The sequence below is a fragment of the Granulosicoccus antarcticus IMCC3135 genome (assembly GCF_002215215.1).
GTDB lineage: Bacteria > Pseudomonadota > Gammaproteobacteria > Granulosicoccales > Granulosicoccaceae > Granulosicoccus > Granulosicoccus antarcticus.
This window is the reverse complement of the sequence record NZ_CP018632.1, coordinates 5,704,749-5,731,380: the sequence shown is the minus strand read 5'-3', so window position 1 is coordinate 5,731,380 and position 26,632 is coordinate 5,704,749. Positions and strand designations below refer to the sequence as shown.

25 protein-coding genes are annotated in these 26,632 nt (G+C 53.7%); 13 read left to right on the top strand and 12 right to left on the bottom strand.

Translation table 11 applies throughout. The features are described from left to right. The first annotated feature begins 60 nt into the window (after nt 1-60). A complete protein-coding gene (locus tag IMCC3135_RS35650; protein ID WP_418251406.1) occupies nt 61-639 on the top strand; it encodes a ComEA family DNA-binding protein in 579 nt (192 codons plus the stop codon). 55 nt (nt 640-694) lie between these two features. Here the strand turns inward: IMCC3135_RS35650 and IMCC3135_RS24890 are convergent, their stop codons facing one another. Continuing rightward, complete coding sequence (locus IMCC3135_RS24890) at nt 695-1,222, bottom strand: adenine phosphoribosyltransferase (protein WP_088920052.1); 528 nt, start codon at nt 1,220-1,222, stop codon at nt 695-697. A gap of 209 nt (nt 1,223-1,431) precedes the next feature. Between IMCC3135_RS24890 and IMCC3135_RS24885 the strand changes: the two genes are divergently transcribed. Both IMCC3135_RS24885 and IMCC3135_RS24880 read left to right on the top strand, forming a co-directional pair. Next, on the top strand, nt 1,432-2,064 hold the full coding sequence (locus IMCC3135_RS24885) for a DUF2959 family protein (protein WP_205737703.1): 633 nt from the start codon (nt 1,432-1,434) through the stop codon (nt 2,062-2,064). Between the two features lie 7 nt (nt 2,065-2,071). Beyond that, nucleotides 2,072-2,440 (top strand): DUF2288 domain-containing protein, encoded by a 369-nt coding sequence (locus IMCC3135_RS24880; RefSeq protein ID WP_088920050.1) that lies wholly within the window; start codon nt 2,072-2,074, stop codon nt 2,438-2,440. 115 nt (nt 2,441-2,555) lie between these two features. On the opposite strand, the gene meaB is transcribed toward IMCC3135_RS24880, so the two are convergent. The 3 genes from meaB to ispG all read right to left on the bottom strand — a co-directional run bounded on the left by meaB (nt 2,556) and on the right by ispG (nt 5,971). Further along, a complete protein-coding gene (gene meaB, locus IMCC3135_RS24875; protein ID WP_205737702.1) occupies nt 2,556-3,383 on the bottom strand; it encodes a methylmalonyl Co-A mutase-associated GTPase MeaB in 828 nt (275 codons plus the stop codon). After that, nucleotides 3,380-4,666: an FAD-dependent 5-carboxymethylaminomethyl-2-thiouridine(34) oxidoreductase MnmC1 gene (gene mnmC1 / locus IMCC3135_RS24870; protein WP_088920049.1), complete on the bottom strand. Its 1,287-nt coding sequence runs from the start codon at nt 4,664-4,666 to the stop codon at nt 3,380-3,382. Before mnmC1 ends, meaB begins: the two co-directional genes overlap by 4 nt. Nucleotides 4,667-4,753: 87 nt before the next feature. Next, entirely contained in the window at nt 4,754-5,971 is a 1,218-nt protein-coding gene (gene ispG, locus IMCC3135_RS24865; protein ID WP_088920048.1) for a flavodoxin-dependent (E)-4-hydroxy-3-methylbut-2-enyl-diphosphate synthase, read from the bottom strand. A gap of 128 nt (nt 5,972-6,099) precedes the next feature. Here ispG and hrcA point away from each other — a divergent pair, with 128 nt between their 5' ends. The 5 genes from hrcA to IMCC3135_RS24840 all read left to right on the top strand — a co-directional run bounded on the left by hrcA (nt 6,100) and on the right by IMCC3135_RS24840 (nt 12,438). Then, a complete protein-coding gene (hrcA, locus tag IMCC3135_RS24860) occupies nt 6,100-7,158 on the top strand; it encodes a heat-inducible transcriptional repressor HrcA (RefSeq protein ID WP_088920047.1) in 1,059 nt (352 codons plus the stop codon). Between the two features lie 51 nt (nt 7,159-7,209). Continuing rightward, nucleotides 7,210-7,917 carry a nucleotide exchange factor GrpE gene (gene grpE, locus IMCC3135_RS24855; protein WP_088920046.1) on the top strand — a complete coding sequence of 236 codons (708 nt, stop codon included), beginning with the start codon at nt 7,210-7,212 and terminating at the stop codon, nt 7,915-7,917. 214 nt (nt 7,918-8,131) lie between these two features. Then, nucleotides 8,132-10,066, top strand: coding sequence for a molecular chaperone DnaK (gene dnaK, locus IMCC3135_RS24850; RefSeq protein ID WP_088920045.1), 1,935 nt, complete (start codon nt 8,132-8,134; stop codon nt 10,064-10,066). 213 nt (nt 10,067-10,279) lie between these two features. Beyond that, complete coding sequence (dnaJ, locus tag IMCC3135_RS24845) at nt 10,280-11,422, top strand: molecular chaperone DnaJ (RefSeq protein ID WP_088920044.1); 1,143 nt, start codon at nt 10,280-10,282, stop codon at nt 11,420-11,422. A 137-nt stretch (nt 11,423-11,559) separates the two neighbouring features. Next, a complete protein-coding gene (locus IMCC3135_RS24840; RefSeq protein WP_205737701.1) occupies nt 11,560-12,438 on the top strand; it encodes a carbon-nitrogen hydrolase family protein in 879 nt (292 codons plus the stop codon). Nucleotides 12,439-12,524: 86 nt separating this feature from the next. Here IMCC3135_RS24840 and IMCC3135_RS24835 read toward each other — a convergent pair whose 3' ends face one another. The 8 genes from IMCC3135_RS24835 to IMCC3135_RS24800 form a co-directional block, all read right to left on the bottom strand. Continuing rightward, complete coding sequence (locus IMCC3135_RS24835; RefSeq protein WP_088920043.1) at nt 12,525-13,370, bottom strand: DMT family transporter; 846 nt, start codon at nt 13,368-13,370, stop codon at nt 12,525-12,527. 95 nt (nt 13,371-13,465) lie between these two features. Continuing rightward, on the bottom strand, nt 13,466-14,746 hold the full coding sequence (gene ccmI / locus IMCC3135_RS24830) for a c-type cytochrome biogenesis protein CcmI (RefSeq protein ID WP_088920042.1): 1,281 nt from the start codon (nt 14,744-14,746) through the stop codon (nt 13,466-13,468). A gap of 188 nt (nt 14,747-14,934) precedes the next feature. Next, nucleotides 14,935-15,363 (bottom strand): VOC family protein, encoded by a 429-nt coding sequence (locus tag IMCC3135_RS24825; RefSeq protein ID WP_088920041.1) that lies wholly within the window; start codon nt 15,361-15,363, stop codon nt 14,935-14,937. Nucleotides 15,364-15,429: 66 nt separating this feature from the next. Then, nucleotides 15,430-15,846: a methylmalonyl-CoA epimerase gene (gene mce, locus IMCC3135_RS24820; protein WP_088920040.1), complete on the bottom strand. Its 417-nt coding sequence runs from the start codon at nt 15,844-15,846 to the stop codon at nt 15,430-15,432. Between the two features lie 13 nt (nt 15,847-15,859). Beyond that, on the bottom strand, nt 15,860-17,878 hold the full coding sequence (locus tag IMCC3135_RS24815; RefSeq protein WP_088922058.1) for an acetyl-CoA carboxylase biotin carboxylase subunit: 2,019 nt from the start codon (nt 17,876-17,878) through the stop codon (nt 15,860-15,862). Nucleotides 17,879-17,886: 8 nt separating this feature from the next. After that, nucleotides 17,887-19,419 (bottom strand): acyl-CoA carboxylase subunit beta, encoded by a 1,533-nt coding sequence (locus IMCC3135_RS24810; RefSeq protein WP_088920039.1) that lies wholly within the window; start codon nt 19,417-19,419, stop codon nt 17,887-17,889. After that, on the bottom strand, nt 19,416-21,317 hold the full coding sequence (locus tag IMCC3135_RS24805; protein WP_088920038.1) for a propionyl-CoA synthetase: 1,902 nt from the start codon (nt 21,315-21,317) through the stop codon (nt 19,416-19,418). Before IMCC3135_RS24805 ends, IMCC3135_RS24810 begins: the two co-directional genes overlap by 4 nt. A gap of 144 nt (nt 21,318-21,461) precedes the next feature. Continuing rightward, nucleotides 21,462-22,310 carry a choice-of-anchor H family protein gene (locus IMCC3135_RS24800; protein ID WP_157736256.1) on the bottom strand — a complete coding sequence of 283 codons (849 nt, stop codon included), beginning with the start codon at nt 22,308-22,310 and terminating at the stop codon, nt 21,462-21,464. A gap of 258 nt (nt 22,311-22,568) precedes the next feature. Between IMCC3135_RS24800 and hfq the strand changes: the two genes are divergently transcribed. The 5 genes from hfq (at nt 22,569) to IMCC3135_RS24775 (ending at nt 26,632) form a co-directional block, all read left to right on the top strand. After that, nucleotides 22,569-22,811 (top strand): RNA chaperone Hfq, encoded by a 243-nt coding sequence (gene hfq, locus IMCC3135_RS24795; RefSeq protein WP_088920036.1) that lies wholly within the window; start codon nt 22,569-22,571, stop codon nt 22,809-22,811. A 56-nt stretch (nt 22,812-22,867) separates the two neighbouring features. Continuing rightward, the gene (gene hflX / locus IMCC3135_RS24790; RefSeq protein WP_088920035.1) at nt 22,868-24,229 is read left to right on the top strand and encodes a ribosome rescue GTPase HflX; all 1,362 of its coding nucleotides are present in this window, start codon (nt 22,868-22,870) and stop codon (nt 24,227-24,229) included. 39 nt (nt 24,230-24,268) lie between these two features. Next, the gene (hflK, locus tag IMCC3135_RS24785) at nt 24,269-25,474 is read left to right on the top strand and encodes an FtsH protease activity modulator HflK (protein WP_088920034.1); all 1,206 of its coding nucleotides are present in this window, start codon (nt 24,269-24,271) and stop codon (nt 25,472-25,474) included. After that, on the top strand, nt 25,471-26,352 hold the full coding sequence (gene hflC, locus IMCC3135_RS24780) for a protease modulator HflC (RefSeq protein WP_088920033.1): 882 nt from the start codon (nt 25,471-25,473) through the stop codon (nt 26,350-26,352). The genes hflK and hflC overlap by 4 nt, the downstream gene beginning before the upstream one ends. 94 nt (nt 26,353-26,446) lie before the next feature. Further along, nucleotides 26,447-26,632, top strand: a complete 186-nt coding sequence (locus IMCC3135_RS24775) for a DUF2065 domain-containing protein (RefSeq protein WP_088920032.1) — start codon at nt 26,447-26,449, stop codon at nt 26,630-26,632.

Here is a 26,632-nt window from a genome sequence, read left to right as displayed (position 1 = left end):
GGTTGATTCAGAGGCAGGATCAACTTCAGGAAGCACTGATTTTTTGACAAGGATGTCGCCATGATTACTCAGTATTGCCGTAACCACTATTTGTTCGCTCTGACGCTGTTTTGCCTGTCAGTCTGGGCCTTGATTCCGGACATCGTCCGGGCGGGGGCAGTACCTGCTGCTTCGATGAGCGGCTCTGGAGCAGGCCATAATCCGGCTGCCAGTAGCCCGGGCCGACATATCTATTCCAGAGTCGGAGCTGTGTTCGAGCTACCCGATGCCTTGCCTGTCAATACGGATGAGCCGACAGATCCGCCAGCAATGGTCAATATCAATACCGCATCGGTCGAAGAGCTGGCAGCAGCCTTGCCCGGGATTGGCCCTGGCAAGGCGCAACGCATCGTTGAGTGGCGCGAGAGTAACGGCCCATTCCAGACGATCGAGCAGTTACTGGAAGTGTCAGGAATCGGCCCCAAGACTCTGGAGAATATTCGGCCATTTGTACTTATCGCTGACAAGGTTTCAACAAAGCGGCATTTACGTCAGCAATCGCGAGAAGAGGATGCCGTGACTCTGGCGTTGGGCAGAGTCATCCGCAGGGCAGAGCGGGATCGTTCTGACGCTCTCAGGCTGACAGATCTGCCCAGATGAGTAATGTCGTCAACTGGTTCGGATGACTGGAGCTCGAACGGTTGTCCGGTGCTTTTCAATCACCTTCGAATTCACACAGAATATGTACGGGAACATCCAGTGCCTCAATGCGTTCACGACCACCCAAAGCTGGCAGATCGATGATGAATGCACTGCCGATGACGATGGCACCGGCACGTCTGATGAGCTTTATGCCCGCTTCACAGGTGCCACCTGTGGCAATCAGGTCATCAACCAGCAACACACGTTCACCGGGTTTGAAAGCCCCTTCGTGCAATTCCATGGTGGCTTCCCCGTACTCCAGGCTATAGGACTCACTCATGCAGGGTCCAGGCAGCTTGCCGGCTTTGCGAATGGGCACAAAGCCTACGGACAACTGATGGGCAATAGCGCCTCCCATGATGAAGCCACGGGCTTCCAGAGCCGCTACCTTGTCGATTCGGGCACCTGCATAGGGATGCAGCAGATTATCGATCGCCATGCGAAACGCCTGGGCATCGCCAAACAGCGTAGTGACATCACGAAACTGGATTCCGGGCTTGGGGAAATCGGGAATGGTGCGTATGGAGTCGCGGATTTGCATCGTCAATGTCCCGAGGTTATCTGTAATGCTGGTGTGAAATGGCTCATTAGCGCTATTAATCGCTCATGGATTGGCGATAAATCAACAGTTTCTCTTCAATCCACGGCTCCAGAATAACATCTGTAGGTCCGACAACACTGAACGGGCGAACGGACCGTCATGATATTATTGATGTCAAACCCTGTAGACAGTCGAAGAATATGCGTTTCATGAAGAATGCGATGTTGGTGGTAGCTGTAGTGCTACTGACCAGCTGTGCAACAGTGAAGTACAACACACTCGAAAAGGTCGGAATTCACAAGCGCGATTTGCTGGTGGGCAATGTGAAGGACACGCGCAATGCTCAAAAAGATGCGCAGGAAGAATTCCAGGATGCTCTGGAGCGATTCGGCAATATCGTGACCATCGAGAACACCAATCTCAAGAAAGCCTATGATCGACTCGACAAGGAATACGAAAGCAGCAAGGATGCCGCCGAAGAGGTCAGCGAGCAGATCGAGGAAACGGAAGAGGTAGCCAAGGATCTGTTTGCTGAGTGGCGCAAGGAAAACAAGACCTATAACGATGAGGTGTTGCGACGTGACAGTGAGAGCAAGCTTGCTGATACGGAAGCGCGTTACAAGGAAATGCTTAAAAGCATGAAGCAGGCGGAAGCCAGCATGAAGCCAATACTGGCCTCATTGCACGATAATGTGCTGTATCTCAAGCACAACCTGAATGCACAGGCTGTAGGCTCACTTAAAAGTACATACAGTAATCTGGAAGGCGATATTGGTGTTCTGATTCAGCGTCTGAATCAGTCGATCGCTCGATCAGATGAATTCATCAAGCAGATGAAGTGATTGACTCATGAATGACGACGACAAGAAAAGCACCCTTGAGCCTGGCGATGAAAATCTGTCATCCGATTTGAATGGTGAAACAGCGATCATTGCCTGGTCGGAGCTGGTAAGACATTTTGCACGCGGCGTCGTCATTCATGTTTCTGTGGAGCTCGACCTCGTTGAGACAGCAGAATGCCTGACCCGTGATGATGTCGAGATGCTCAAAAAGTGGCTCGACAGTGGGGTCCTGAGGCGGGCCAGTGATGATGATGCTCGTGACTGGACGGCTCGTGAGCCAGAATTCTGGTGCGTGGTTACCGCACCTTGGGTTCTGGTTCAGGAGAAATCCATGCAATCAGATAGTCTGGATGCCACGCCGCCCGTATTGCATTAGCGACGTGCAGGACGGTCAGTTTCTGTTGACGTACTGCCGAGTCTGTATCGTGTGCCAGGAGTTGTAGTTCGGGTTTTTCACGCAGTGACGACAGCAAGCGCTGGCTGACCATTGATCACGTCCAGCTAATACGCTGTTGTTCGCGTCGCTCCACCAGTTCTCCGGTATCAATCATCTGTCGTCGGTGCGTGCGAACGTTTTGCCAGAGTTCGTCCAGGCCATCGCCTGTGGTTGCACTGCAGGTAAGTGCGACAGGCTTCCAGCTGGAAGCTGGCTGGAGAAGAGACAAGGCATGTTGACAGGTCGAGGTCGCTCGGGCTTGTCCGGCGTCATTGATCGTGTTGCCGTCGGCCTTGTTGACGGCAACGATATCTGCCAGCTCCAGCATGCCTTTCTCGATACTCTGCAGCTCATCATCGGCGCCTGACACCAGTAGCAGACAGCAATCAACCATCTTTGATATCCCTGCTTCTGTTTGAGCAACCCCGACAGTCTCGACCAGGATGACATCAAAGCCTGCGGCTTCGCACAGAAGCAAAGACTCGCGGCTCACTCGTGTATCGCTATCAGGATGCCCGCTTGTGAGGGAGTGGCGTACATAAGCTTCATCGCGCAGTGATAATTGCGCCATGCGAGTCTTGTCATCCGGGGTGTTGCCGCCGCCAGGTTGGCTGCTTGAATCGATAGCCAGTACTGCAACCCTGTGTCCCTGTTCGATCAGGCGCAGCCCCAAAGCTTCAATGAGCCTGCTCTTGCCGCCCCCCGGAGCACCGCTGATGCCGATGCGCATGGCTTTGCCGGTTCGCGATAGCAGGCGTTGCAGTATATCTTGTGCCTGTGCCCTATGAGCTGCCAGGTTGGATTCTGCCAAGGTGATGGCTTGCGAGAGCATGGCAGGTTCACGAGCCAGAACGCCTTGAGCTAGTGTCTCATTTCGATTCATGATGTTCTGACTTTACCCCGCTTTATATCCCGAATCTGGAATCGAGCGGGATTCAGCAAGGGAGCCCATTGCTTCCATGACTCCGTGCTGAGGTGCATCAGTAGCTGGGTCAGTATGTTTGCCGCCAGTGGCGCACTGACAATGCCTCTGGAGCCGAGTCCACCGAGCACGTACAGTCCTTCGTGACAGGGCAGAGCGGGAAGCTCATGCAGCGGCCTGCCATGTTTCAGGTCCGCATAAACTGAAGCGATCTGTTCTGTATCCGGAGCTGGGCCGACCATGGGCAGACGATCAGGTGTTGTTGCTCGCACACCCGCATAGCCTGCCAGAGCGGTGTCATGAACTCGTAATGAGGGGGCTGTTTGCCGAAGTCCCGACAGGTTGCGGGTGTGATCCTGCAAGTTGACGCGCTCATCGACAATGTCACGATCGAACGTGGCTCCCACCAGTACGGTGTCACCGTCCGGGATGATGTAGTGCTTGCCGTTGACGACACACTGTGGGCGTGGTGAGTCGTCTTGCAGCCCGAATCGACTGATTTGCCCCCGTGCAGCGGTAATGGGCAGGGCATGTGTTTGCTGGAACCCATTCAACGCACTGCCAGAGGCCAGTACCAGTCGCACGGCCCGATACTGCTTGCCCTCGGCTGTGACTAGCTGCCAGCCGTTTTTCAGTTGTGGCAGCTGGATGCGATTGATGCTCGAGATAGTGCATCCGGTTGATAGTGTGATACCCGGATGTTTGACCAGGCTGCGACACAGTTCGCCCGGATTCAGCCAGCCACTGTTTTTGAAATGCAATGCTCCGCCCATCATTGCAAGGCCTGCCAGAGTTTGTGCCTCTGTCCGGGTTACAGAGCCATAGTGTGCTGATTCCGGGTATGCCTGCTCGACCAGCTGCAGAACACCGATGTCATTGAAAAGGGCTTCGTTGGCACTGGATTGGCGAATGTCCGGTTTTGAGCGAAGTTGCTGCAACAGATATTGGTGTGCTGCCACATGGAAGTCCATGGCCAGGCAGGGAGTTCGTGTGACATAGGGTTTGACGATGCCAGCCGGATTGCCCGATGCCGCATGGGCGACCCCTTGATGAGAATCGATCAATCGTACCGGCAGGCCATGCTCTGCCAGCAAGCGTGCAGTCCAGCAGCCCGCCAGACCTGCACCGATGATTATAACGGGCTCAATGGTGCTCATCGAGCCCCGGAATGGCAGCGTCAGCGACTGTTTACCCGGTGTCAGAGGTGGCGTGGCGGATTCGAACCTGTTCCATGGCAGATTCATCTGGGGCTGAGCGCCAATGAGTTCGACGCATGGAAACTGAATGTGCCGTGATGTCGGCGTGACATGAGGACGATGGGAATACGAACGTCAGGCACTCTCGGCCCGATAGTGCGTCTGTACGTATTCATCGACGATCTGCTGAAATTCTTCGGCAATATGATCACCCTTGAGTGTCATGGCCTTTTCGCCATCAATGTACACGGGGGCGATCGGTCGTTCACCGGTGCCTGGCAGGCTGATACCGATATTGGCATGCTTGCTTTCCCCGGGACCATTGACCACGCAGCCCATGACGGCAACAGACATGTCTGCCACTCCCGGATGGTCCGCTTTCCAGCCCGGCATGCTGTCCCGCAGATAGGTCTGGATACGACTGGCAAGCTCCTGGAAATAGGTGCTGCTGGTTCGACCACACCCGGGGCAGGCGGTAACCATGGGCGTGAAGGAGCGTAATCCCATGGTTTGCAGAATTTCCTGACCGACCACGACCTCTTTGGTGCGATCGCCACCGGGCTCCGGCGTCAGTGAGATACGAATGGTATCGCCGATGCCTTGTTGCAGAAGTATGGCCAGAGCCGCTGTTGAGGCCACGATTCCCTTGGAGCCCATACCCGCTTCAGTCAGGCCCAGATGCAGGGCGTAGTCACACTGAGAGGCCAGAGATTCGTAGACCTGTACCAGGTCTTGCACACGGCTCATCTTGCATGACAGGATGATCTTGTTTCTGGACAGGCCCAACTCTTCGGCGCGTGCCGCGCTATCCAGAGCAGATTTGATCACAGCTTCGCGGTTGATCTGTTCCAGTGGTTTGGGATGTGTTCTTGAAGCATTTTCATCAAGCAGGCGGGCCAGTAGCTCCTGGTCCAGGCTGCCCCAGTTGGCTCCGATTCGTACCGGTTTGTCATGGCGGGCCGCAATTTCGATCATTTGTGCGAACTGCTCGTCGCGTTTCGCGCCACGCCCTACGTTGCCCGGGTTTATCCTGTACTTTGCCAAAGCAGTTGCGCAATCCGGCACTGCCGATAGCAGTTTATGACCATTGAAATGGAAATCTCCAACCAGAGGTACATCCAGATCCATTTTCAGCAGACGATCGCGGATTTCGGGTACTGCATTGGCAGCAGCCTCGGTGTTCACCGTAATACGTACCAGTTCTGAACCTGCGCGCGCCAGATCAGCAATCTGTGCGACAGTACGAATGGCATCCTCGGTGTCCGTATTAGTCATCGACTGGACCACAATCGGTGCGGCGCCTCCGACGGTCACTGGGCCAACTTGAACGGATTGTGTGATTTTACGTGGCATTGTGAGAATTAAATGCTTGATTGGAAACGAAATGAGACTTAGTTTATCGTTGTTGGTAGTGCAATGACGACTCCTGCTACCTGTATTGTCACTCAATAAGGCATTAATTGCGGAATGAAACAGATTTCATGACAGCCAACCCGGTGTATGAATTCACCGAACGAGAGCAGCATATACTCAAGTTGCTTGTTGATCATTACATCGAACAGGGCACACCTGTAGGTTCCCGGACGCTATCGAGGCTGCCCGGTATCGACATCAGTGCCGCTTCGGTACGAAATGTCATGGGTGATCTTGAGCATATGGGGCTGTTGAAATCCCCGCACACCTCATCGGGTCGAGTACCTACTTCGGCAGCCTTTCGGGTCTTCGTAGACAAGCTTCTTGATGTCAAGCCGCCTGAAAAAGGAACCATCGAGCACATTCGCACGTTGTTGGACCCCTCTTTGAACGACCAGGCGCTAGTCAAGATAGCGTCAAACTACCTGTCGAACTTTACGCGAATGGCCGGTATGGTGACCGTGCCGAGGCGAGAGGAAAAACCACTCCAGCAGGTAGAGTTTCTGCCACTTTCCGATCAGCGGGTTCTGGTCATTCTTATCATCAGTGATGATGATGTACAGAATCGCATCATTCACGTACAGCGCAATTACAGCAAGGATGAGCTGGCCGAATTTGCTCGCGAACTCAATGAGGTGTATCTGGGGCGACCATTGGCAGAAGTGCGTGACCGTATGCGCAAGGATCTGGAGCGGACGCGCGAGGATATGGGGAATTCCATGCAGCGCATGATTGATGTCGCAGGCCAGGTATTCGGACCCGATGAGGCTGAAGACAATGAAGACAGCATGCTGATGGCGGGTGAGAGCAACCTGTTGGGGCATGCCGATCTGGGAGATGTCAGCAAGCTGCGGGATCTTTTCAATGCTTTTCAGCAAAAACGCGATATCTTCCATTTGCTGGAGCGTTGCGTCTCTGCCGACGGTGTGCAGATTTTCATTGGACGCGAGTCCGGTTATGATGCGCTTGGTGAATGTAGCGTCGTGACCGCACCTTATGAAATCAACGGTAAACTTCTGGGAGTGCTGGGGGTCGTTGGCCCCAAGCGCATGTCATACGCACAAGTCATTCCTGTAGTGGATGTCACCTCCAAACTACTCAGTGCCGCCTTGAACATGCGTAATTAGCACCTATATTCGCGAAGCGATTTAATCATCCCAGAGAGTTTCTAACCAATTATGCCAGACAAGACTGAAACGTCTGACAATGCGCGCAACGAATCCGTTGACGATATAACGCTTGATGCCGCGTCTTATGACGTGGTGGATGAGCAGGACATACGTGCATCGTCGGAAGATCAAACCGCCCAGGGAGCTAACACCTCTGGTGCCGGTCAGGACGCAGGTTCTGCTGATGCTCAAAATGACCCTTTAGGGTTTGGAGAGCAGCGAATGGGCGAGGAAGAAGAGCCGCTGAGTGAGCTGGATCAACTGCGTTCACAGTTGGTTGACGCTGAAGGACGTGCTGCGGAAAACTGGGATCGCCTGGTGCGTCTGCAGGCCGAGATGGAAAACCAGCGCAAGCGAGCTCAGAACGATGTAACCAAGGCGCGTAAGTTTGCACTTGAAGGGATCGTCAGTGATCTGCTGCCTATCAAGGACAGTCTCGAGATGGGACTGGCTGCAGCGCAGGCTGATGATGCCGATGCAGGATCGATCGTGCAGGGTGCCGAACTTACCCTGAAAATGCTGGCACAGGTTTTTGAGAAAAATAACATTCTTGAAGTGAATCCAGTGGACGAGAAATTCGACCCTGAATTTCATCAGGCCATGTCCATGCAAGAGATCGAAGGCAAGGCTGCCAATACAGTAGCTTCCGTCATGCAGAAGGGCTACACCCTGAACGAGCGGCTGGTACGACCGGCTCTGGTCATGGTTGCCAAGTAATACGGCAACCACGTTCACTGGTATCGTTCGCACTCCTCGTAAAGCTGCAACAATGCCAGTGTTCATGCCCTCTTGAGTGGCTGTCTGACGCCAGAAAATGGTTGACAACTATTGAATTTCAGCATGACTGCCACATCATCTTTGCAACGAACAGAATGCCTCTTCGAGGGTTCTGTCTTTTCAACATCTGATTTAAAAGTAAAGGATTAAAATCATGGGTACCATTATCGGAATCGATCTTGGCACGACGAATTCGTGTGTCGCGGTCATGGAAGGGGGCAAGCCCCGAGTAATCGAGAACGCAGAAGGCGATCGTACAACTCCGTCCATCGTCGCATTTGCAGACGACGGCGAAGTCATCGTCGGTCAGCCTGCAAAACGTCAGGCTGTTACAAATCCACAGAACACGCTTTACGCGGTCAAGCGACTGATTGGTCGTCGCTTTGAAGAAGAAGCCGTCCAGAAGGATATCGAGCTGGTCCCCTACAAGATCGTCAAGGCGGACAACGGTGACGCTTGGGTTGAGGCTGCTGGAAAAGGTATGGCGCCGCCGGAAGTTGCCGCGCGCATCCTGATGAAAATGAAGCAGACTGCTGAAGAGTATCTGGGCGAAAAGGTCACCGAAGCGGTAATTACGGTTCCTGCCTACTTCAATGACTCCCAGCGCCAGGCAACCAAAGATGCAGGACGGATTGCCGGTCTGGAAGTAAAGCGCATCATCAACGAGCCGACCGCAGCAGCCCTTGCCTATGGCATGGACAAGCAGCGCGGTAACAAAACGGTAGCGGTCTACGATCTGGGTGGCGGTACCTTCGATATCTCTATCATTGAAATTGCCGAAGTCGATGGCGAGCACCAGTTTGAAGTGCTGTCTACCAACGGTGACACCTTCCTGGGTGGCGAAGATTTCGACAACCGTTTGATCGAGTATCTCTCGGAAGAATTCAAGAAGGAATCCGGTATCGATCTGCATAATGATCCACTGGCTCTGCAGCGTCTGAAGGAAGCTGCTGAAAAAGCGAAGATCGAACTTTCCAGCACACAGCAGACCGATGTGAACCTGCCTTATGTAACGGCAGATGCCTCTGGTCCCAAGCACCTGAACATCAAGGTGACACGTGCCAAGCTGGAATCACTGGTTGAAGATCTGATTCAACGTACCGTTGCTCCATGCAAGCTTGCTCTGAAGGATGCAGGCCTGTCGGCTTCCGAAATCCATGATGTCATCATGGTCGGTGGTCAGACTCGTATGCCTAAAGTGCAGGAAACAGTCAAGGACTTCTTCGGTAAAGAACCCCGTAAGGATGTCAACCCGGACGAAGCTGTTGCTGTTGGCGCGGCAATCCAGGGTGGTGTACTGGGCGGTCAGGTCAAGGACGTATTGCTGCTGGATGTAACTCCTCTGTCTCTGGGTATCGAGACTCTGGGTGGCGTCATGACCAAGCTGATCGACAAGAACACTACGATTCCTACCAAGGCACAGCAAGTATTCTCTACGGCTGATGACAATCAGACTGCCGTGACCGTGCATGTGTTGCAAGGCGAGCGTGAAATCGCTAATACGAACAAATCATTGGGTCGATTTGATCTGGCAGACATTCCTCCTGCGCCCAGAGGTGTGCCACAGATCGAAGTTATCTTCGATATCGATGCCAACGGCATCATGAATGTATCGGCTCGTGACAAGGCAACTGGTAAGCAGCAGTCTGTCGTCATCAAGGCCTCCAGTGGTCTGTCGGACGAAGAGATTGAAACCATGGTGCGGGATGCAGAAGAGCATGCTGTTGAAGATGCGAAATTGCGTAGCCTGATCGACAAGCGTAACCAGGCCGAGCAGCTGATGCATGCAGCTCAGAAGTCTCTGACAGATCTGGCTGACCAGGTTGAAGAATCTGAGAAGACTGACATCGAAGGCAAGATTGCCGAGTTGCGTGAAGCAATTGCCGGTGAAGATGAAGAAGCTATCGATGCCAAGACAGCAGCTCTGGGTGAGGCGACTGGCAAATTGGCAGAACGAGCTTATGCCAAGCAGAATGCGGAAGCCGAAGCTGAAAATGCTGAAAGCGGCCAGGCATCAGCTTCCAAAGATGGTGCTGATGATGCTGTCGACGCTGAGTTCGAGGAAGTCAAGGAAGACAAAGCTTCCTGATAAACTTTCAGGTCGCTCCAGGGTGACTTGAAACAGGGAAGGTCGAAGGTCTGTTCGGAGCATTTCAGAGTGTGCGCAAGCACTGATGAAACAACTGATCACGACCTTCGACCTTTTTGTCGTTTATCCTTGTCACTTCTTCAAATCTGTATTTTTCTAAGACTGCAGGCCTTCTGCTTGTAGTCGTGCATTGTTACACCAGGTCGATAATTCATGGCGCAGCGGGATTACTACGAAGTTTTGGGCGTTTCCAAGGACGTGTCCGAAGCAGAACTGAAAAAAGCCTACCGGCGTCTTGCGATGAAGTACCACCCCGATCGCAATACGGACGACGACGGGGCCATTGAGAAATTCAAGGAGGCCAAAGAGGCTTTCGAAATTCTGAAAAACAAGGAAAAGCGGGCTGCCTATGACCAGTTTGGTCATGCGGGAGTCAGTAATCAGCCTGGCGGCGGCGGCTTTGGTGGCGGCGGCGGTGCTGATATCAACGACATCTTCGGTGATGTCTTTGGTGATATTTTCGGCGGTGGTCGCCGTGGTGGTGGTGGCCCTCGGGTGTACCGTGGTGATGATTTGCAGTACAACCTTGAGATCAGTCTCGAGGAAGCTGTTGCCGGTACATCTACCGAAATAAAGATTCCGAATATGGTTGGCTGCGACGTCTGTGACGGTAGTGGTGCCAAGCGAGGAACGTCACCTTCTACCTGTTCAACCTGCCACGGTGTGGGTCAGGTCCGTATGCAGCAAGGTTTCTTTTCTGTACAGCAAACCTGTCCTTCCTGTCGTGGCAAGGGCAAGGTCATTACCGATCCGTGTCCGAAGTGTCGCGGCCAGGGACGTACTCAGAAAGAGAAGACGCTGTCGGTCAAGATTCCTGCTGGCGTGGATACCGGTGACAAGATTCGTTTGTCCGGTGAAGGCGAGGCAAGTGATAGTGGTGGTCCGGCTGGCGATCTGTACGTTGCAATCGTTGTCAAGGCACACCCGATATTCCAGCGCGACGGAGCAGATTTGCTGTGCAGCGTGCCCATCAATTTCGCTACGGCGGCTGTGGGTGGTGAGTTGGAAGTGCCTACTCTGAACGGTCGGGTGAAGCTCAAGGTTCCAGCAGGTACGCAAACAGAGAAGACGTTTCGCTTGCGCGGCAAGGGTGTGAAGCCGGTACGTGGCGGTGCTGTTGGTGATCTTCTGGCTAAGGTGCGTGTGGAAACACCGATTAACCTCAACAAGGATCAGAGTGATTTGCTGATGCAGTTTCACGAGGCAATCAGCGGCGATCATGCTCAGCGACATAGCCCGCAGGCACATAGCTGGCTGGGTGGTGTGAAGAAATTCTTCGACGACCTGCGTGGCTGATGATCGGCCATTAACGTTGGATGAACGGCAACCTGACTCATTGCGACTGGCATGGAGCAAGCTTGAATTAGAGCTTGCATCCACAATGAGTCAGGTTTTATCCTGCAGCTGACTGTCCAGATAAGCTTCAGATGCGCATGAATGAGCAAGCCGGTGTAGAAGAACGCCCCTCTGACCGATTGCGTCTTCTGCTGGGGCAGATGTGTTCCACAAACACCCACACAGGCAATATCCCTGCTCTGGAGGGCTTGTGTGCGCAAGCGGCCGAGGCAGGCTGCAATATGCTTTGTCTGCCTGAAGCGTCCGGATTGATGAATCGAAATCGTTCGGCAGCACGGCAGATCATTTGCCAGGAGGCCGAAGATCCTTATCTGGCTGCATGTCGAGAGCAGGCCGCACGATACGGTTTGTGGTTACACAATGGCTCCTCTCCTGTGCTCGGACACGGCGATTTGCCAGTCAATCGTTCTTGCCTGATAGATGATAAGGGCGAGATTGTTGCTCGATACGACAAGATTCATTTGTTTGATGTACGGCTGGCTGACGGAACTTGCTATCTGGAATCCAGCGGGTATGAGGCTGGCGTAGAGGCGGTTGTTGCTGAAACGCCCTGGGGGCGTATGGGTTTGTCCGTTTGCTATGACCTCCGGTTTCCCCATCTCTACCGCGATTATGCCAAAGCAGGTGCGCGTTTGATGTTCGTGCCCTCGGCATTCACACGGCCCACCGGTGCCGCTCACTGGGAGGTGCTGCTGCGAGCACGGGCTATCGAGAATGGGTGTTTCGTGGTGGCTGCAGCGCAGAGCGGCGAGCATGATGACGGACGGCAAACCTATGGCCATTCACTGATAGCGAACCCCTGGGGCGTCGTAGTGACAGACTTGAAAGAGCCTGTAGGCTCGGTTGTCGTGGATATTGACTTATCAGAATCGGATGCGGCAAGACAGCAAATTCCTTCGCTGGAAAATCAACGCGAGTATGAGATGCGTGTGATGGGATCACCGCGTAGCGTTTGAGGGCCTGGCTTTTTACACGAGGTCAGGATCGCTGTCGTTAGCGCCGCCAGGGTGGTTAAGATTTTTCAGGCAGAGCACCCCGCTCATCATTGGTGAAGTCGCTCTCTGTAGACGATATACAGCCCGCTTGAAATGATGATGATGGCCCCGATGCTCGTTGTTGCCGACGGTGCAATTTGCCAGATCAGCAGATCAAACCCCAAAGCCCACAATACGGCTGTGTATTCGAACGGTGCAATCAATGATGCCTCCGAGATACTGAACGCCAGAGTCAACAGAAAATGTCCGCAGACGGCCAGTAGGGCCAGGCACAATAACAAGCCGTACTGATCCAGCGTCTGCGGCTGCCAGTACCAGGGCAGTAATAACAGGCTGACAACACCAACACCCAGATTGAAACTGAATACCAGAGACGCCACTGATTCAGTCGACGACAGGTAACGTCCGCTGACAAACAGGACGGCATAGGCGGCGCTGCCGATGAGTATGAGCAGGTAACCACCCAGTTCACCGCCACCTTCCGGGCCAATGACTATGATCACGCCAATGAAGCCTGCAATGATCGAGCTCCAGCGCGGCAGGCCCACTTTTTCTCCCAGAAATACAATGGACAGCAGTGTGATCATGAAGATGGAGGAGAAGGAAACTGTCACGGCATCTGTGAGTGGCAAATGCCTGATACCCAGAAAGAACGTGAGCGGTGCGATAAATCCGACCAGGCTTCGACAGGCATGAAGCAGGGGGCGGGTGGGCCGCAGCGTTGCAAGTTTTCCCTGGGTGGCAAATACCAGCAGAATGAGCGGCATGATGACCAGGCTGCGCATGGCGAGTATCTGTATGACTGGCATGCCGCGATGCATCAGTACCTTTGCTACTGCATCCATGGTGCATAGCAGGCCAATGGCCACTATCATCAAACCGATACCACGCATTTGCGATGCTTCCTCAAGGTTCGATTGCGGGCTAGTTGATCTGGAACGCCTGCAATATGGCAGGTGTTGCCCAGATCAGCTGGTGATTGTTGGGGTCAGGGTGTTTGAGTATCAATGATCAGATTGAGACTGTCCGTTTCATCGACAAGGACATTGTTTTGCTCGCTGAACCAGTCTCCGGGTTGGGACAGTGGGTTGCCAGAAGGGGAGACTCGTGCACCGATTGTGACACTGGGGTAGGCTGACAAGGTCATGTTCGGAATCATTGCCATGGAATCGTCCAGGGTGATTGTAGCGGGTAAGTCACGAACGCTGAGGCGACTGACTGCCAATGGCATCGGTGGGCCCTCACTCGCACGGGCGTAGATGAAGACTGCATTGTCATCGCTAACCTGGGCCTTGGCGGCATCACTTAGAGAGACACTCACTTGCACCGACGTTACGGTGTCGGCAACGGGTTCTGCACTGGTCTGATCAGTATCGGATTGCTCGCTTACAGCTGACTCTGTTGACTCACTGGGCACAGCACTAGTAGCTCCAGCCATGGCTTCGAGTGATCTTGCACGCATCTGGTCGATGGTGGTGATGGCTTCGGCATTGTCCTGAGACATGGCTGCGAGCCGATCAAAGGCTTGCAATGCCCCTTCGTGATCGCCGGTCTGCTGTCGGGCAATTGCCAGCAGCCAAAGAGTGTGTTCATGGTCAGGATCGATCAGATTGGCCCGTTCCAGGTAAGTCAGTGATTCCCCGGATAAATCGCCATCCTTTGTCATGGCAATGGACTCCGCAAGCTGTGCCAGAGTCGTGACATCATTTTCTTCCAGCGCCAGTGCCCGTTCAAAGGCACCTCGAGCTCGGGAAAACTCGTTGACCGACAGATAGCTGCGACCCAGAAGCCGCCATCCATTCACATCGTCGGGGGCTGCTGCCAGGCGCGCTTCCAGCTGAGGCAGAAGATCTGCCAGTGCCGGTGCCTGATCGGTGGCTGCTGCTACGCTCTGTGGTGGGTTGTCAGCTTGCAGAATTGCCGTGGGGTTGCCCAGTTGCAGATACAGTGCGCCGGCAGCTACCGGAACGAAAATGGCAACAATGATGGCAACTGCCATATGGCCCTTGCGGGTGGTGGGCCGGTCAGTTTCCAGCTTCAGCTCGGAAGCCAGGTCATATTCCAGTTGCTCACGTTCATAATCATGGCTTGCCTGGTCAATGGAGCCGTTCGCCAGAGCTTCGTCCAGCGTGGCTCGTCGCTCACGTGCAAGCGTGATATTGACGGCCTCCTGGTCGGTATCTGAGTGGTTGGAGCGGAACAGGCCAAGCAGTAACCATGACAGGCAAAGCCCGACCAGCAACGCGGCCGATATGAAAAACAGTGTCATGCTGAAATCCGTGCAATATCTTGAGTTGATCGGTCGGCTGCGGCATTAACGACGGTACGCATCGTTGCCAATGAGCCAAATGGGGGTACCTGCAAGGCAGGTTCACTGATCGGGTTCTGTCTGAGGTTTAGAGGGTAACAGTCTGCCGTGGCGACTGCAGCCACTCTGGCGTCCGCAGTGTATGTCTTCTAGCGAGCTTGTATGAGATCCCAGAGATTTCCGTACAGATCCTGAAAAACGGCAACGATACCGTAGGGCTCTTCGCGTGGCTCTTCGTTGAATGTTACGCCGGCTTTTTTCATGGCCGCGTGGTCACGCCAGAAATCATCAGTATTCAGAAAGAGAAAGACGCGGCCACCGGCCTGATTACCTACCGCCTGTTTCTGCTTTTCGTCGCCGGCTTTCGCCAGGAGCAGTTGCACACCGGCGTTATGTATGGGGGTGTCACTGCTGCCCTGATCTGGCGACAGGCTGGAGGGACTGATGACCACCCATCGTTTCTCGCAGCCGGGAAAGGCGGTGTCCTCCAGTAAGCGAAAGCCCAGCTTGTTGATATAGAAGTCGATAGCCTCATCGTAATCATGAACCAACAGGCTGATGGTATTGATTGTGCGCATTGCTGGTTTGATTCTGAGGGAAAGCTGGATGGACAGGAGGGTGGGGTCTGTTGTAAAGCTTACCCGTTAGTTGACCGGTTTTACCTCTTCAAGTTCAATCAGCGTTCCATGGAAGTCGCCAGGGTGCATGAACAGGACGGGATTGCCGTGCGCACCGATACGCGGTTCGCCATCACCGAGAATACGAGCACCCTTCGCGATCAGCTCATCTCGTGCGAGCAGGATATCTTCGACATTCATGCAGATATGGTGCATGCCACCACCGGTATGTTTCTCCAGAAACCGGCTGACTGGCGAGCCGTCACCCAATGGTTCCAGCAACTCGATTCGCGTGTTGGGCAGATCAATGAACACAACAGTGACACCGTGTTCTGGCAGGGCCTGTGGCTCAGACACGGTCGCTCCGAGCAAATTCTGCCAACTCTGACAGGCCAGCTTCAGATCGCTGACGACCAAGGCTACGTGATTCAGGTTTCCCAACATGTTATTTCAAGTCCTATTCGAATTCGATGATGACAGCATCAACCGCAAGGCTATCACCGGTAGCGGCAACAATCTTCGAGACCGTTCCGCCGACACTCGCCGTCAGTGTATTTTCCATTTTCATGGCCTCGATGATGGCCAGATCCTGACCTGCGGAAACCTTGTCGCCTTCTCTGACCAGAATTTTCATGAGTAAACCCGGCATGGGTGACAGCAGGAAGCGAGACATATCCTTTGTTTTCTTCTCTGGCATGTAGTCAGCCAGGTCGGCCACATGTGGGTCCAGCACCATGAAGTCACGAGTTGAGCCGCCCTGGCTCAGGCGCCACCAGTTACCGACCCGCTCCACGCCGATACTGACCACTTTCTTGTCAACGGTGCCATGAAACAACCAGTCTCCCGGTTGCCAGTCAGTGTCGATTCCCACCAGTCTGTTCATGGAAATATCGTATCGACTGTCACCCTGTAGAACCGACAGGGACTCATCAGAACCCCGGTTGCTGTTTGACAGGCTTTCCTGATCCTGGCCCAGCGCCGCCATGACGGATGAGCGTGCCACCTTGGGGGCATTGACGATTTTGCGATCACGCAGGCGGGTACGCCATTCGATCCAGGCGGCAACCAGTGGTAATGCTTCGAATGCATCGCCTTCAAAGGAATGGCTGTCGAATCCGTCCGGAAAATGATCTTCGATGAAACGCGTAGTCAAATCGCCAGCAAGCAGGGCGGGGTGAGCGAAGAGGGCTGCCAGAAAAGGCAGATTGCTTTGAACTCCGCGAATACGGTAGGCATCGATAGCATTGCGCATGTGTGCAATTGCCTCTTCTCGACTGGGTGCCCAGGTCACCAGTTTGGCGATCATCGGATCGTAAAACATGGAGATTTCGCCACCAGCATCGACACCGGTATCCACACGTGTGTAAGCGCCGTTGTTACGCACTCGTGTGTCCGGTGGTGAGTAGTGCGTGATACGTCCAGTTGAGGGTAGAAAGCCTTTGTCCGGATTTTCGGCGTAGACACGTGCCTCGAAAGACCAACCGTTTATCCTGACATCGCTCTGGCTTAACGGAAGCGGTTGACCCGCTGCTACCTGTATCATCAATTCGACCAGGTCCACCCCAGTAATACACTCGGTGACCGGGTGCTCAACCTGCAATCGGGTGTTCATTTCGAGGAAAAAGAAATTCGCCTGGGCATCGACAATGAACTCAACGGTGCCAGCTGACTGATAGTCAACCGCGGCCGCCAGTGCTACTGCCTGCTCACCCATCGCCTTGCGAGTCGCTTCATTGATGAAAGACGAGGGAGCCTCTTCGATCACTTTCTGATGACGCCGCTGGATGGAGCATTCACGTTCGGCCAGGTAGATGCAATTGCCATGTGAGTCGGCAATTAGCTGAATCTCGATATGACGCGGTTGCTCGATGAATTTTTCAACAAAAACACGGTCGTCACCGAATGCATTGCGGGCTTCGTTCTGTGCAGCAATGAAGCCGTCGCGTACCTCATCAAGCGTATTTGCTACGCGCATCCCCTTGCCACCACCACCAGCGGAGGCCTTGAGCATGACCGGGCAGCCAATCTGGCTGGCCACCTCAAAGGCCTGGTCGGCGTTCTCCATGGCCTCTGGACTTCCGGGAACGGTGCTCACGCCGGCGGCGTCAGCCAGCTTCTTCGACTCTATCTTGTCGCCCATCACTTCGATGGCCTTGATGCCAGGACCTATGAAAATGATGCCGGCATCATGCAGTGCTTTGGCGAATTTTGCGTTTTCTGAAAGAAAACCGAACCCCGGGTGCACGGCGTCGGCTCCCGTTTTTCTGGCAGCATCCACAATGGCATCAATGCGAAGATAGCTGTCGGCTGAGGCGTTGCCGCCGATATGAACCGCCTCGTCTGCCTGACGCACATGCAAGGCCTGTGCGTCAGCGTCAGAGTAAACAGCAACTGTGGCTATGCCCAAGCGTTTGGCTGTACGAATGACGCGACAGGCAATCTCGCCGCGATTGGCGATGAGTATTTTCTTGATCACGGGATTCATCACAGTGGAATGTTGTCGTGTTTTTTCCAGGGATTTTCTACATGCTTACTGCGCAGCATGTCCAGATCCCTGCAAATATGCGCCCGGGTGCTATGCGGTCGAATGACATCGTCAATAAAGCCCAGCCTGCCTGCGACGAAGGGGTTGGCAAATTTTTCCCGGTATTCGCTGGTGCGCGCCTCGATTCGTTCCGGATCGTTCCGATCTGCCCGGAAAATGATTTCGACCGCACCTTTGGGACCCATAACGGCTATTTCGGCGGTCGGGTAGGCATAGTTGACATCGCCGCGCAGATGCTTTGAGGACATGACATCGTAAGCACCACCGTAGGCCTTGCGCGTGATTATCGTGATTTTGGGAACGGTTGCTTCACCATAGGCAAACAATAGTTTGGCGCCGTGCTTGATGATGCCACCGAACTCCTGGGCGCTCCCTGGCAGAAAGCCCGGAACGTCGACGAAAGTCACAATCGGAATAGAAAAGGCATCGCAGAAGCGAACGAACCGCGCCGCTTTGCGACTGGCGTTGATATCCAGGCAGCCGGCCAGAATCATCGGCTGATTGGCGACAAAGCCAACGGTTTCACCGTTCATTCGGCCCAGGCCAATTACGATATTGGCGGCGAAATCGGCCTGAACTTCGAAAAAATCCTCTTCGTCACAAACCCGTGTTACCAGCTCTCGAATGTCGTAGGGCAGGTTGGCGTTGTCGGGTATCAGACTGTCCAGCGCAGGGATCAAGCGGCCCGGATCATCGCTGGTATCACGGCGAGGTGCCGGTTCGCGGTTGCTGGCAGGTAAAAAATGCAGAAAGCGCCGTACTTGTAGTAAAGCTTCCAGGTCGTTGTCAAACGCAGCATCCGCCACACTGCTCTTGGTGGTGTGTGTGCCCGCGCCGCCGAGCTCTTCTTGCGTGACTTCTTCGTGGGTGACCGTTTTGACTACTTCTGGTCCCGTCACAAACATATAAGAGGTGTCTCTGACCATGAATATGAAATCGGTCATGGCTGGTGAGTACACGGCACCGCCTGCACAGGGGCCCATGATCAGAGAGATCTGGGGTATGACGCCCGAGGCCATGATGTTTCTCTGGAAAACATCGGCATAGCCTCCAAGAGATGCCACGCCTTCCTGTATGCGTGCCCCCCCCGAATCGTTGATGCCGATGACGGGGGCCTTGACCTTCATCGCATGATCCATGAGCTTGCAGATCTTGCGGGCATGTGCAGCTGACAGGGAGCCGCCCAGAACCGTGAAGTCCTGACTGAATGCAAAAGACAAGCGACCGTTTATCTGGCCATAGCCAATGACAACACCATCGCCTGGTACACGGTTGTCCTGCATGCCGAAATCGTGACAATCATGTTCGACAAACATGTCCCATTCGCGAAACGTATGTGGATCGAACAGGACCGCGAGTCGTTCACGAGCCGTTAGCTTGCCCTTGTTGTGTTGTGCATCGACTCGTTTGGCTCCACCACCGGCAAGCGCTGCTGAACGCATGTCTTCCAGCCGGGTGTGAATAGTGCTCATGCAGGTTCCCTGGCAAGTCCGAGAGAGCGCAGGCTTTGCGTGATGTCTTCAAGCACCGTCGGATCTTCGATGGTGGCGGGCATCTTCCAATCTGTAGAGTCGGCGATGGATCGAAGGGTGCCGCGCAGAATCTTTCCTGAACGAGTCTTGGGGAGTTTGTCGACGACGGCAACCAGCTTGAAGGCTGCAACAGGACCAATGCTGTTGCGTACTTGTTTGATCAGCTCTGCGGTAATGTCTTCATGAGGCCGGGTGCAGCCATCGTTGAGTATGACAAGCCCTACAGGTAGCTGTCCCTTGAGTTCATCGTGCACACCCATGACAGCGCATTCGGCGACATCAGGATGGTTGGACAAGGCTTCTTCCATGGCGCCAGTGGAGAGTCGATGTCCAGCTACATTGATGACATCATCGGTGCGAGCCATGACAAACACGTAGCCGTTTTCATCGATGAAGCCGGCATCGCCTGTTTCGTAGTAGCCGGGAAAGCGTTCGAAATAGGCTGATTTGAAGCGATCTTCAGCGCCCCACAAGTTGATGAAAGTGCCTGGTGGCAAGGGAAGTTTGACGACAATGGAGCCTATTTCTCCGGCTGGCATCCGTTCAGCTTCACTGTTCAGGACCTGCACGTCATAACCTGGTACCGCGACTGAGGGTGAGCCAGCGATAATGGGCAGCGCTTCGATGCCCTGGCAGTTGGCGCAAATAGCGTAGCCGGTTTCCGTTTGCCACCAGTGATCAATGACCGGGACCTTTAACTTGTCCTGAGCCCATTGCAGGGTGTCCGGATCACAACGCTCACCAGCCAGGTAGAGAGCTTGCAAACTTGAGAGATCGTAGTCCTTCAGCATCTCACCGTTCGGGTCTACCCGTTTGATGGCGCGGAAGGCTGTCGGAGCCGTGAACAGAACCTTGACCTTGTGCTGTTCGATGACTCGCCAGAATGCACCGGCATCCGGAGTGCCAACAGGCTTGCCTTCATACATAACCGTTGTGCAACCCTGAAACAGAGGGCCATAAATAATATAGGAGTGACCGACGACCCAGCCAATATCAGAGGCCGCCCAGTAAACATCTCCTGGTTTGACGTTGTAGATGGACGACATGGTCCATTTAAGAGAGACCACTGTTCCGCCAATATCCTTGACGACACCCTTGGGTGAGCCGGTGGTGCCCGATGTGTACAGAATATAAAGAGGTTCAGTGCTCCTGAGAGGAACGCAGTCACTGGGGGTGGCAGATGCCATTGAAGTGTCCCAGTCCTGGTCTCGCCCCTCGACAATGGGCCATTGGCATTGCGAGCGTTGAAACACGATGCACGAATCGACCTTGTTCGAAGCCAGTTGCATGGCTTCGGCAACCAGCGGTTCGTACTCGACGATGCGGCCAGGTTCAATTCCACAGGAGGCACTGACGATGACCTTGGGGCTGCAATCGTCAATGCGAATAGCGAGTTCTTTGGCCGCGAAGCCGCCGAAAACCACGGTGTGGACAGCGCCGATTCGAGCGCAGGCCAGAATGGCGATGACAGCCTGAGGGATCATTGGCATGTAGACCATGACTCGATCTCCACGATCGATTCCCGAGGCTTTGAGTACGCCTGCAAACAAGGCAACCTGATCGAGTAGCTCCCGGTAGCTGAGTGTGGATTGGGAGCTGCTGACCGGACTGTCGTGTATCAGCGCAGGCTGATCTCCACGCCCGTTTTCCACATGGACATCCAGAGCGTTGTAGCAGGCGTTGATTTCTCCATCCGCAAACCAGGTGTTAAGTGGCGATCTGCTACTGTCGATGCCCTGGCTTGGCGGGGTGCTCCAATGAACATCTTTTGCCCGTTCAAGCCAGTAAGCGGCCGGGTCGTCCAGAGAGCGTTGAAATTCCTCTTGATAAGTGGTCATCGAATTAGCGTCCTCAACTAACTGAAACAGGCTGCACTACACAGCGATGGAATCAGTATAAGTGCTAACAGGCACAACCTGAAAACGCTTCTTATGATAAAGATCAATCACAGTGGAATTGAAGTAGCTGAGCTCTTGATCCGATCAGTTGCGCATGCCTCGGCGCACGCCCAGAACCAGCGTCAGGCAAAGTATCGTAAGAAAACCAGCACTGCCGGCGTACTCGGTTGCATAGACGTCGTCATTTGCCGGTGGGTGTTGAGGTTCATAGGGTGCCGGGTCGTAAACGTAGTCCAGGTCTTCGGATTCGAGCGGTAGCCTGGATAGATTGCTGAAATCCGTCGCGCTGACACGATCCAGAACGCTCTGATCATAGGCGTCATGTAACTCGATAAACAGGTTGTAGAAACCTGCCGGGTAGTTTTGCAGTAAGTCGAAATCGATCTGGTATTCGTCAGACAGTGAGCTCTGATAGATCGAAAAATTGTCACTGGTGTGCAACCGTTCGCGTGTACCGGGTATGCGCTGCAGGTCAATGGTTACATAGACCTCCATGTAATTACTGACAGTATCGGCATCAATGGTCAGGCTGATGCTTGAATGGTAGCCGTCACGATCTTCATCGTTATAGAGCAATGTGCCAAGCTCGGTGATCCAGGCATCGTCATCAAACCAGAGGGCATTGCGGAGATCGGTTTTGGGGCTGGCTGCGTCTTGTAGAAGAAGGAGGGCCGGATCCTGTCGCTCGATGTCAGGTAGGGCAGAGGCGAGTGTGTCGGCGTGCAGTGTTGACTGCTCAGTGCTGATATAAATGCCTTCTGTTGGCGCTGGAATCAGTGATTGTGCGTGTGCCGGAGCCCATGGAAGCAGGGCTAGCAGGCCGATCAGTGTCAGTTTGAGAGAGGGTACGATGTGGTTTCTGCCGGCGGTTTGCGGTATCTGCCTGTGTGTGTTTGTCGGTTTTGAGCGGGTGAATTCAAGATGTGTGGGCATGAGCGTGTTGTCTCGCTTAGTCGAATCATGCGGCCAGATTACCGTTGAGCGACTGAACCGAGACTTAATGGGCCTGTCGGCAGCACCAGAATCGGTCATTTCTGTCGTACTAATTACGGGCGACTCATCACACAACGTTGACATGATGCAGTCTTACAAGCGACAATCAGGGTTCTGTTCCCAAACCGCTGGCGCCTGCAATTGTTTTGCTGTGTGGGCCGCTGCGCGATCAAAGCACATCCCGTAAGGATATAAGAAATGGCGAAAGGGCAGTCTCTTCAGGAACCGTTCCTGAATACCTTGCGTAAAGAACGCATTCCAGTATCGATCTATCTTGTTAATGGAATCAAGCTGCAAGGTCAAATTGAGTCGTTTGATCAGTTCGTCGTTCTACTCAAGAACACCGTCAATCAGATGGTATACAAACACGCTATCTCTACCGTGGTGCCAAGCCGACCGGTCAAGATACCCATGCCGGGCGAAGAAGACGGCGACGATTAGTATTTACCAGGCCACTCTGCACGTCAGTCAGGGCGGCTTAAGGAGTCAGCCCCGGATTGTTTGATCGCCCCGATAGTGGAGACAAAGCGCTCCTCGTACATATTGACATTGCGCAATGGCGTAATGCCGCTGCCCGATCAGGTCATGGACCTCGTGAAGCTATTTCTGACGTTGATGATGAGCGTTCAGAGTTTGTCGAGCTTGCGACATCTGCTGGCTTGACGGTCGTCGATCTCATCACAGGCAGTCGTTCCAAGCCCTCGGCCCGGCATTTTATCGGCAAGGGCAAGATAGAAGAGATCCAGTTGGCGCTGGCTGAGCACGAGGCTGATGTGGTCTTGTTCGGGCAGACGCTCTCGCCAAGCCAGGAAAGGAACCTGGAGCAAGAACTCAAGGTCCGGGTTCTTGATCGCAATAGTCTGATACTGGATATTTTTGCCCAGCGCGCCAGAACCTTTGAGGGCAAATTGCAGGTCGAACTCGCCCAGTTGGTACATTTGTCAACAAGACTGGTGCGTGGCTGGACCCACTTGGAGCGACAGAAGGGTGGAATTGGTTTGCGTGGTCCCGGGGAAACCCAGCTTGAGACGGATCGTCGCCTGTTGAACGAAAGAGTGCGAGTGCTCAAGAAGCGCCTGACGAAGGTTCGTCAGCAGCGCGAACAGGGGCGTAGCAAGCGCGGCAAGTCCGGAATTTCAACTGTGGCGCTGGTGGGTTATACGAATGCGGGGAAATCCACGCTATTCAACCGACTCACGCAGGAAACAGTTTATGCTGCAGATCAGATGTTCGCCACGCTGGACCCGACACTGCGGCGACTTGATCTTGCTGGTGGAGTCAGTGCAGTACTGGCGGATACTGTCGGTTTTATAAGGGATCTTCCGCACGAGTTGGTGGACGCATTTCGATCAACTTTGACAGAGACTCTTGAAGCTGATCTTTTACTGCATATTGTAGACGACAGTGATCCGGAAAGAGAGCAGCGTCGAGACGATGTCGACAAGGTCTTGTTGGGTATCGGAGCGGATAAGGTCCCGCAACTGATGGTGTTCAACAAGATTGATCTTTCTGGGCATTCTGTGCTCGTAGAGCAGGCTGAAAGCGGAATGGCGCAAGCAGTCTGGCTTTCTGCAGCCAGAGGCGAAGGGGTGCAGGAGCTGTTGGCTGCTATCAGCGATCGACTCTCCAATGCAAGGATGTCCGGCTGGCTGCTGGTTTCCCCTTCTCAGGGTAGACTCAGGGCACAGCTGTATGCCGCACTAGCGGTTTTGGAGGAAGTAACTCAAGAGGACGGTAGCGTTAACCTGCTGCTCGATATCGACAAAACGGAGTTTGCGCGCATAGCTCGTGAACACCATCTGACAGACGACATTATCGTGCCCGATAACCGGCCATCCGTGGCTGGTGTTCGAGGTTAATTCAATCGCCGGGTTACCGGCTTAGGAGCGAAGACCCTTATGGCTTGGAATGAGCCAGGCGGAAACGACAACGATCCTTGGGGCAACCGCAACAAGGATTCTGGCGGGCCGCCCGATCTGGATGAAGTATTCAAGAACCTCAAGAAATGGTTCGGATCCGTTGCCGGTAAAAAGGCGGGCGGTAACGGTCCTTCTCGCAGCGGTGGTGGTATTCCGAGCGGAAATATCGGTGGTAAGGGACTCGGGCTGATTGCCGGAATTCTTGGCATCGTATGGTTACTGTCGGGCATCTACGTCATCCAGCCAGCTCAGGCAGGTGTGGTGACTCAATTTGGTGCGTTTGTAAGAACCACGACTCCCGGACCACATTGGCGGCTTCCGTGGCCACTGCAAACGGTCGAGAAAGTTGAAGTTGAAGAGATTCGCAGTGCGAAGCTCACCAATCAGCTGATTCTTACGCAAGACGAAAACATCGTCGATATCGATCTGGCCGTTCAGTACAACATCAATAGTGCAGAGGACTACCTGTTCAATGTTCGCGGTCCAGACCGTACATTGGAAGAGGTCGTTGAAAGTGCCTTGCGTGAAGTTGTTGGATCCACCATTCTCGAGTCGGTGCTGACAACCGGGCGGGATGTTGTATGGAATACGACACTGGACAGTTTGCAGGAAGTGCTGGATTCCTATGAGGCCGGTATTTTCATTACTGCGGTCAACCTGGAGCGTGCACAGCCACCTGAAGAAGTTCAGGATGCGTTTTCTGATGCTATCAAGGCGCGAGAAGACAAAGAACGGTTTGTTAATGAAGCTCAGGCTTACAGCAATGAAGTGTTGCCACGAGCACGAGGTGATGCACAGCGCGCACTGGAGCAGTCAGAAGCCTACAAGGCTCGAGTCGAACAGGCTGCGATCGGTGAGTCCGAGCGATTCCTGTCTCTCTTGACTGAATACAGCAAGGCGCCTGAAGTCACTAGGGAGCGTCTCTATCTGGAGGCAATGGAAACTGTGCTGAGCAAGACCAACAAGGTGCTGATTGATGATGATGGTGGTAATAGTCTGATGTATTTGCCTATCGACCAGCTGATGAATCAGAACAGGGGCACGGCTAGCGATGGTGGGCTGGATGATTCCTCGCCATTGAATAGCGGCAGTAACGATTCTCCGCGTTTTTCCGATCTGCCTCAGGAAGCCAATCAGCCTAATCGTGACGACCTTCGCTCACGTGAACGTGGGAGTGTCCGATGAATCGCCTGAACAACCCGCTGGTGCTCATTGGTCTGGCTCTGCTGTTGCTGCTGGGTAGCTCGATGGTCTTTACGGTCGACGAGCGCGAGCGTGCTATCAAGCTGTTTCTGGGTGAGATTACCGAGTCTGATTACACTCCGGGACTACATTTCAAGATTCCTTTTGTCGAACGTGTCTACAAGTTCGATAGCCGGATTCTGACGCTTGATGTGCAGCCCGAACGCGTATTGACCAATGAGAAGAAGAACGTCATTGTCGATTCTTTCATCAAGTGGAGAATTGCAGATGCCGGAATATTCTATACCCGTCTTGGTGGTGTCGAGTCTCGTGCCAACAGCCGCCTGACCCAGTTTGTACGAGAAGGGGTCAAGGATGCTTTCGGTCGAAGAACGATCAAGGAAGTTGTCTCCTCAGCCCGTTCCACTCTGCGAGAGGAGATTCTGGCTTCGGTAGACAAGCAGGCAGAAAGCCTGGGTATCGATATTGTCGATGTCAGGGTCAAGAAGGTTGAGTTGCCTGGTGATGTTCGTGAGTCCGTTTTCCAGAGAATGGAAAAGGATCGTGCCAAGATTGCTCGTGAGATTCGTTCTCAGGGTGAGGAAGAGGCCAAGAAGATTCGCGCAACGGCTGATCGTATTCGCGAAGAATTGCTGGCTGAAGCCTACTCCAAGTCCGAGCAGACACGAGGTTTGGGTGATGCAGAGTCCGCTCGTATCTATGCGGAGGCCTATACCAAGGATCCGGATTTTTACAGTCTCTATCGTAGTCTGAGTGCTTATCGAACGGCTTTCTCTGGTAACGGCGACGTGTTGTTGCTCAAGCCGGATTCCGAGTTCTTCAAGTACTTCAATGGCCCCGAGCTGGCCCCTAAACCCTGATAGGAAGGTATCAGGAGTCTGCGAAGGCTCCTGATTTTCTTCGACTTTTTCGGTCGAACTCATCCCTGACTGTCCGTCACCAATTCGTACCTGCATGCTTGTCGAGATACTTACCGCTATTAGTCTGGTTCTTGTTCTTGAAGGGCTGTTGCCATTCCTCAATCCTAACGGTTACAAAAATACCATTCGGCTCATGCTCGAAATGCCAGAGAGTCGCATGCGAATTGTAGGTTTGTGCAGTATGATTGCAGGTGTCGTCCTGTTAACACTAGTGCGCTGA

Excerpts from the sequence above, each read along its gene's own strand:
- IMCC3135_RS35650 (WP_418251406.1), top strand. The coding sequence starts at position 61 with ATGATTACTCAGTATTGCCGTAACCACTATTTGTTCGCTCTGACGCTG.
- IMCC3135_RS24890 (WP_088920052.1), bottom strand. The coding sequence starts at position 1,222 with ATGCAAATCCGCGACTCCATACGCACCATTCCCGATTTCCCCAAGCCC.
- IMCC3135_RS24885 (WP_205737703.1), top strand. The coding sequence starts at position 1,432 with ATGAAGAATGCGATGTTGGTGGTAGCTGTAGTGCTACTGACCAGCTGT.
- IMCC3135_RS24880 (WP_088920050.1), top strand. The coding sequence starts at position 2,072 with ATGAATGACGACGACAAGAAAAGCACCCTTGAGCCTGGCGATGAAAAT.
- meaB (WP_205737702.1), bottom strand. The coding sequence starts at position 3,383 with ATGAATCGAAATGAGACACTAGCTCAAGGCGTTCTGGCTCGTGAACCT.
- mnmC1 (WP_088920049.1), bottom strand. The coding sequence starts at position 4,666 with ATGAATCTGCCATGGAACAGGTTCGAATCCGCCACGCCACCTCTGACA.
- ispG (WP_088920048.1), bottom strand. The coding sequence starts at position 5,971 with ATGCCACGTAAAATCACACAATCCGTTCAAGTTGGCCCAGTGACCGTC.
- hrcA (WP_088920047.1), top strand. The coding sequence starts at position 6,100 with ATGACAGCCAACCCGGTGTATGAATTCACCGAACGAGAGCAGCATATA.
- grpE (WP_088920046.1), top strand. The coding sequence starts at position 7,210 with ATGCCAGACAAGACTGAAACGTCTGACAATGCGCGCAACGAATCCGTT.
- dnaK (WP_088920045.1), top strand. The coding sequence starts at position 8,132 with ATGGGTACCATTATCGGAATCGATCTTGGCACGACGAATTCGTGTGTC.
- dnaJ (WP_088920044.1), top strand. The coding sequence starts at position 10,280 with ATGGCGCAGCGGGATTACTACGAAGTTTTGGGCGTTTCCAAGGACGTG.
- IMCC3135_RS24840 (WP_205737701.1), top strand. The coding sequence starts at position 11,560 with ATGAATGAGCAAGCCGGTGTAGAAGAACGCCCCTCTGACCGATTGCGT.
- IMCC3135_RS24835 (WP_088920043.1), bottom strand. The coding sequence starts at position 13,370 with ATGCGTGGTATCGGTTTGATGATAGTGGCCATTGGCCTGCTATGCACC.
- ccmI (WP_088920042.1), bottom strand. The coding sequence starts at position 14,746 with ATGACACTGTTTTTCATATCGGCCGCGTTGCTGGTCGGGCTTTGCCTG.
- IMCC3135_RS24825 (WP_088920041.1), bottom strand. The coding sequence starts at position 15,363 with ATGCGCACAATCAATACCATCAGCCTGTTGGTTCATGATTACGATGAG.
- mce (WP_088920040.1), bottom strand. The coding sequence starts at position 15,846 with ATGTTGGGAAACCTGAATCACGTAGCCTTGGTCGTCAGCGATCTGAAG.
- IMCC3135_RS24810 (WP_088920039.1), bottom strand. The coding sequence starts at position 19,419 with ATGAGCACTATTCACACCCGGCTGGAAGACATGCGTTCAGCAGCGCTT.
- IMCC3135_RS24805 (WP_088920038.1), bottom strand. The coding sequence starts at position 21,317 with ATGACCACTTATCAAGAGGAATTTCAACGCTCTCTGGACGACCCGGCC.
- IMCC3135_RS24800 (WP_157736256.1), bottom strand. The coding sequence starts at position 22,310 with ATGCCCACACATCTTGAATTCACCCGCTCAAAACCGACAAACACACAC.
- hfq (WP_088920036.1), top strand. The coding sequence starts at position 22,569 with ATGGCGAAAGGGCAGTCTCTTCAGGAACCGTTCCTGAATACCTTGCGT.
- hflK (WP_088920034.1), top strand. The coding sequence starts at position 24,269 with ATGGCTTGGAATGAGCCAGGCGGAAACGACAACGATCCTTGGGGCAAC.
- hflC (WP_088920033.1), top strand. The coding sequence starts at position 25,471 with ATGAATCGCCTGAACAACCCGCTGGTGCTCATTGGTCTGGCTCTGCTG.
- IMCC3135_RS24775 (WP_088920032.1), top strand. The coding sequence starts at position 26,447 with ATGCTTGTCGAGATACTTACCGCTATTAGTCTGGTTCTTGTTCTTGAA.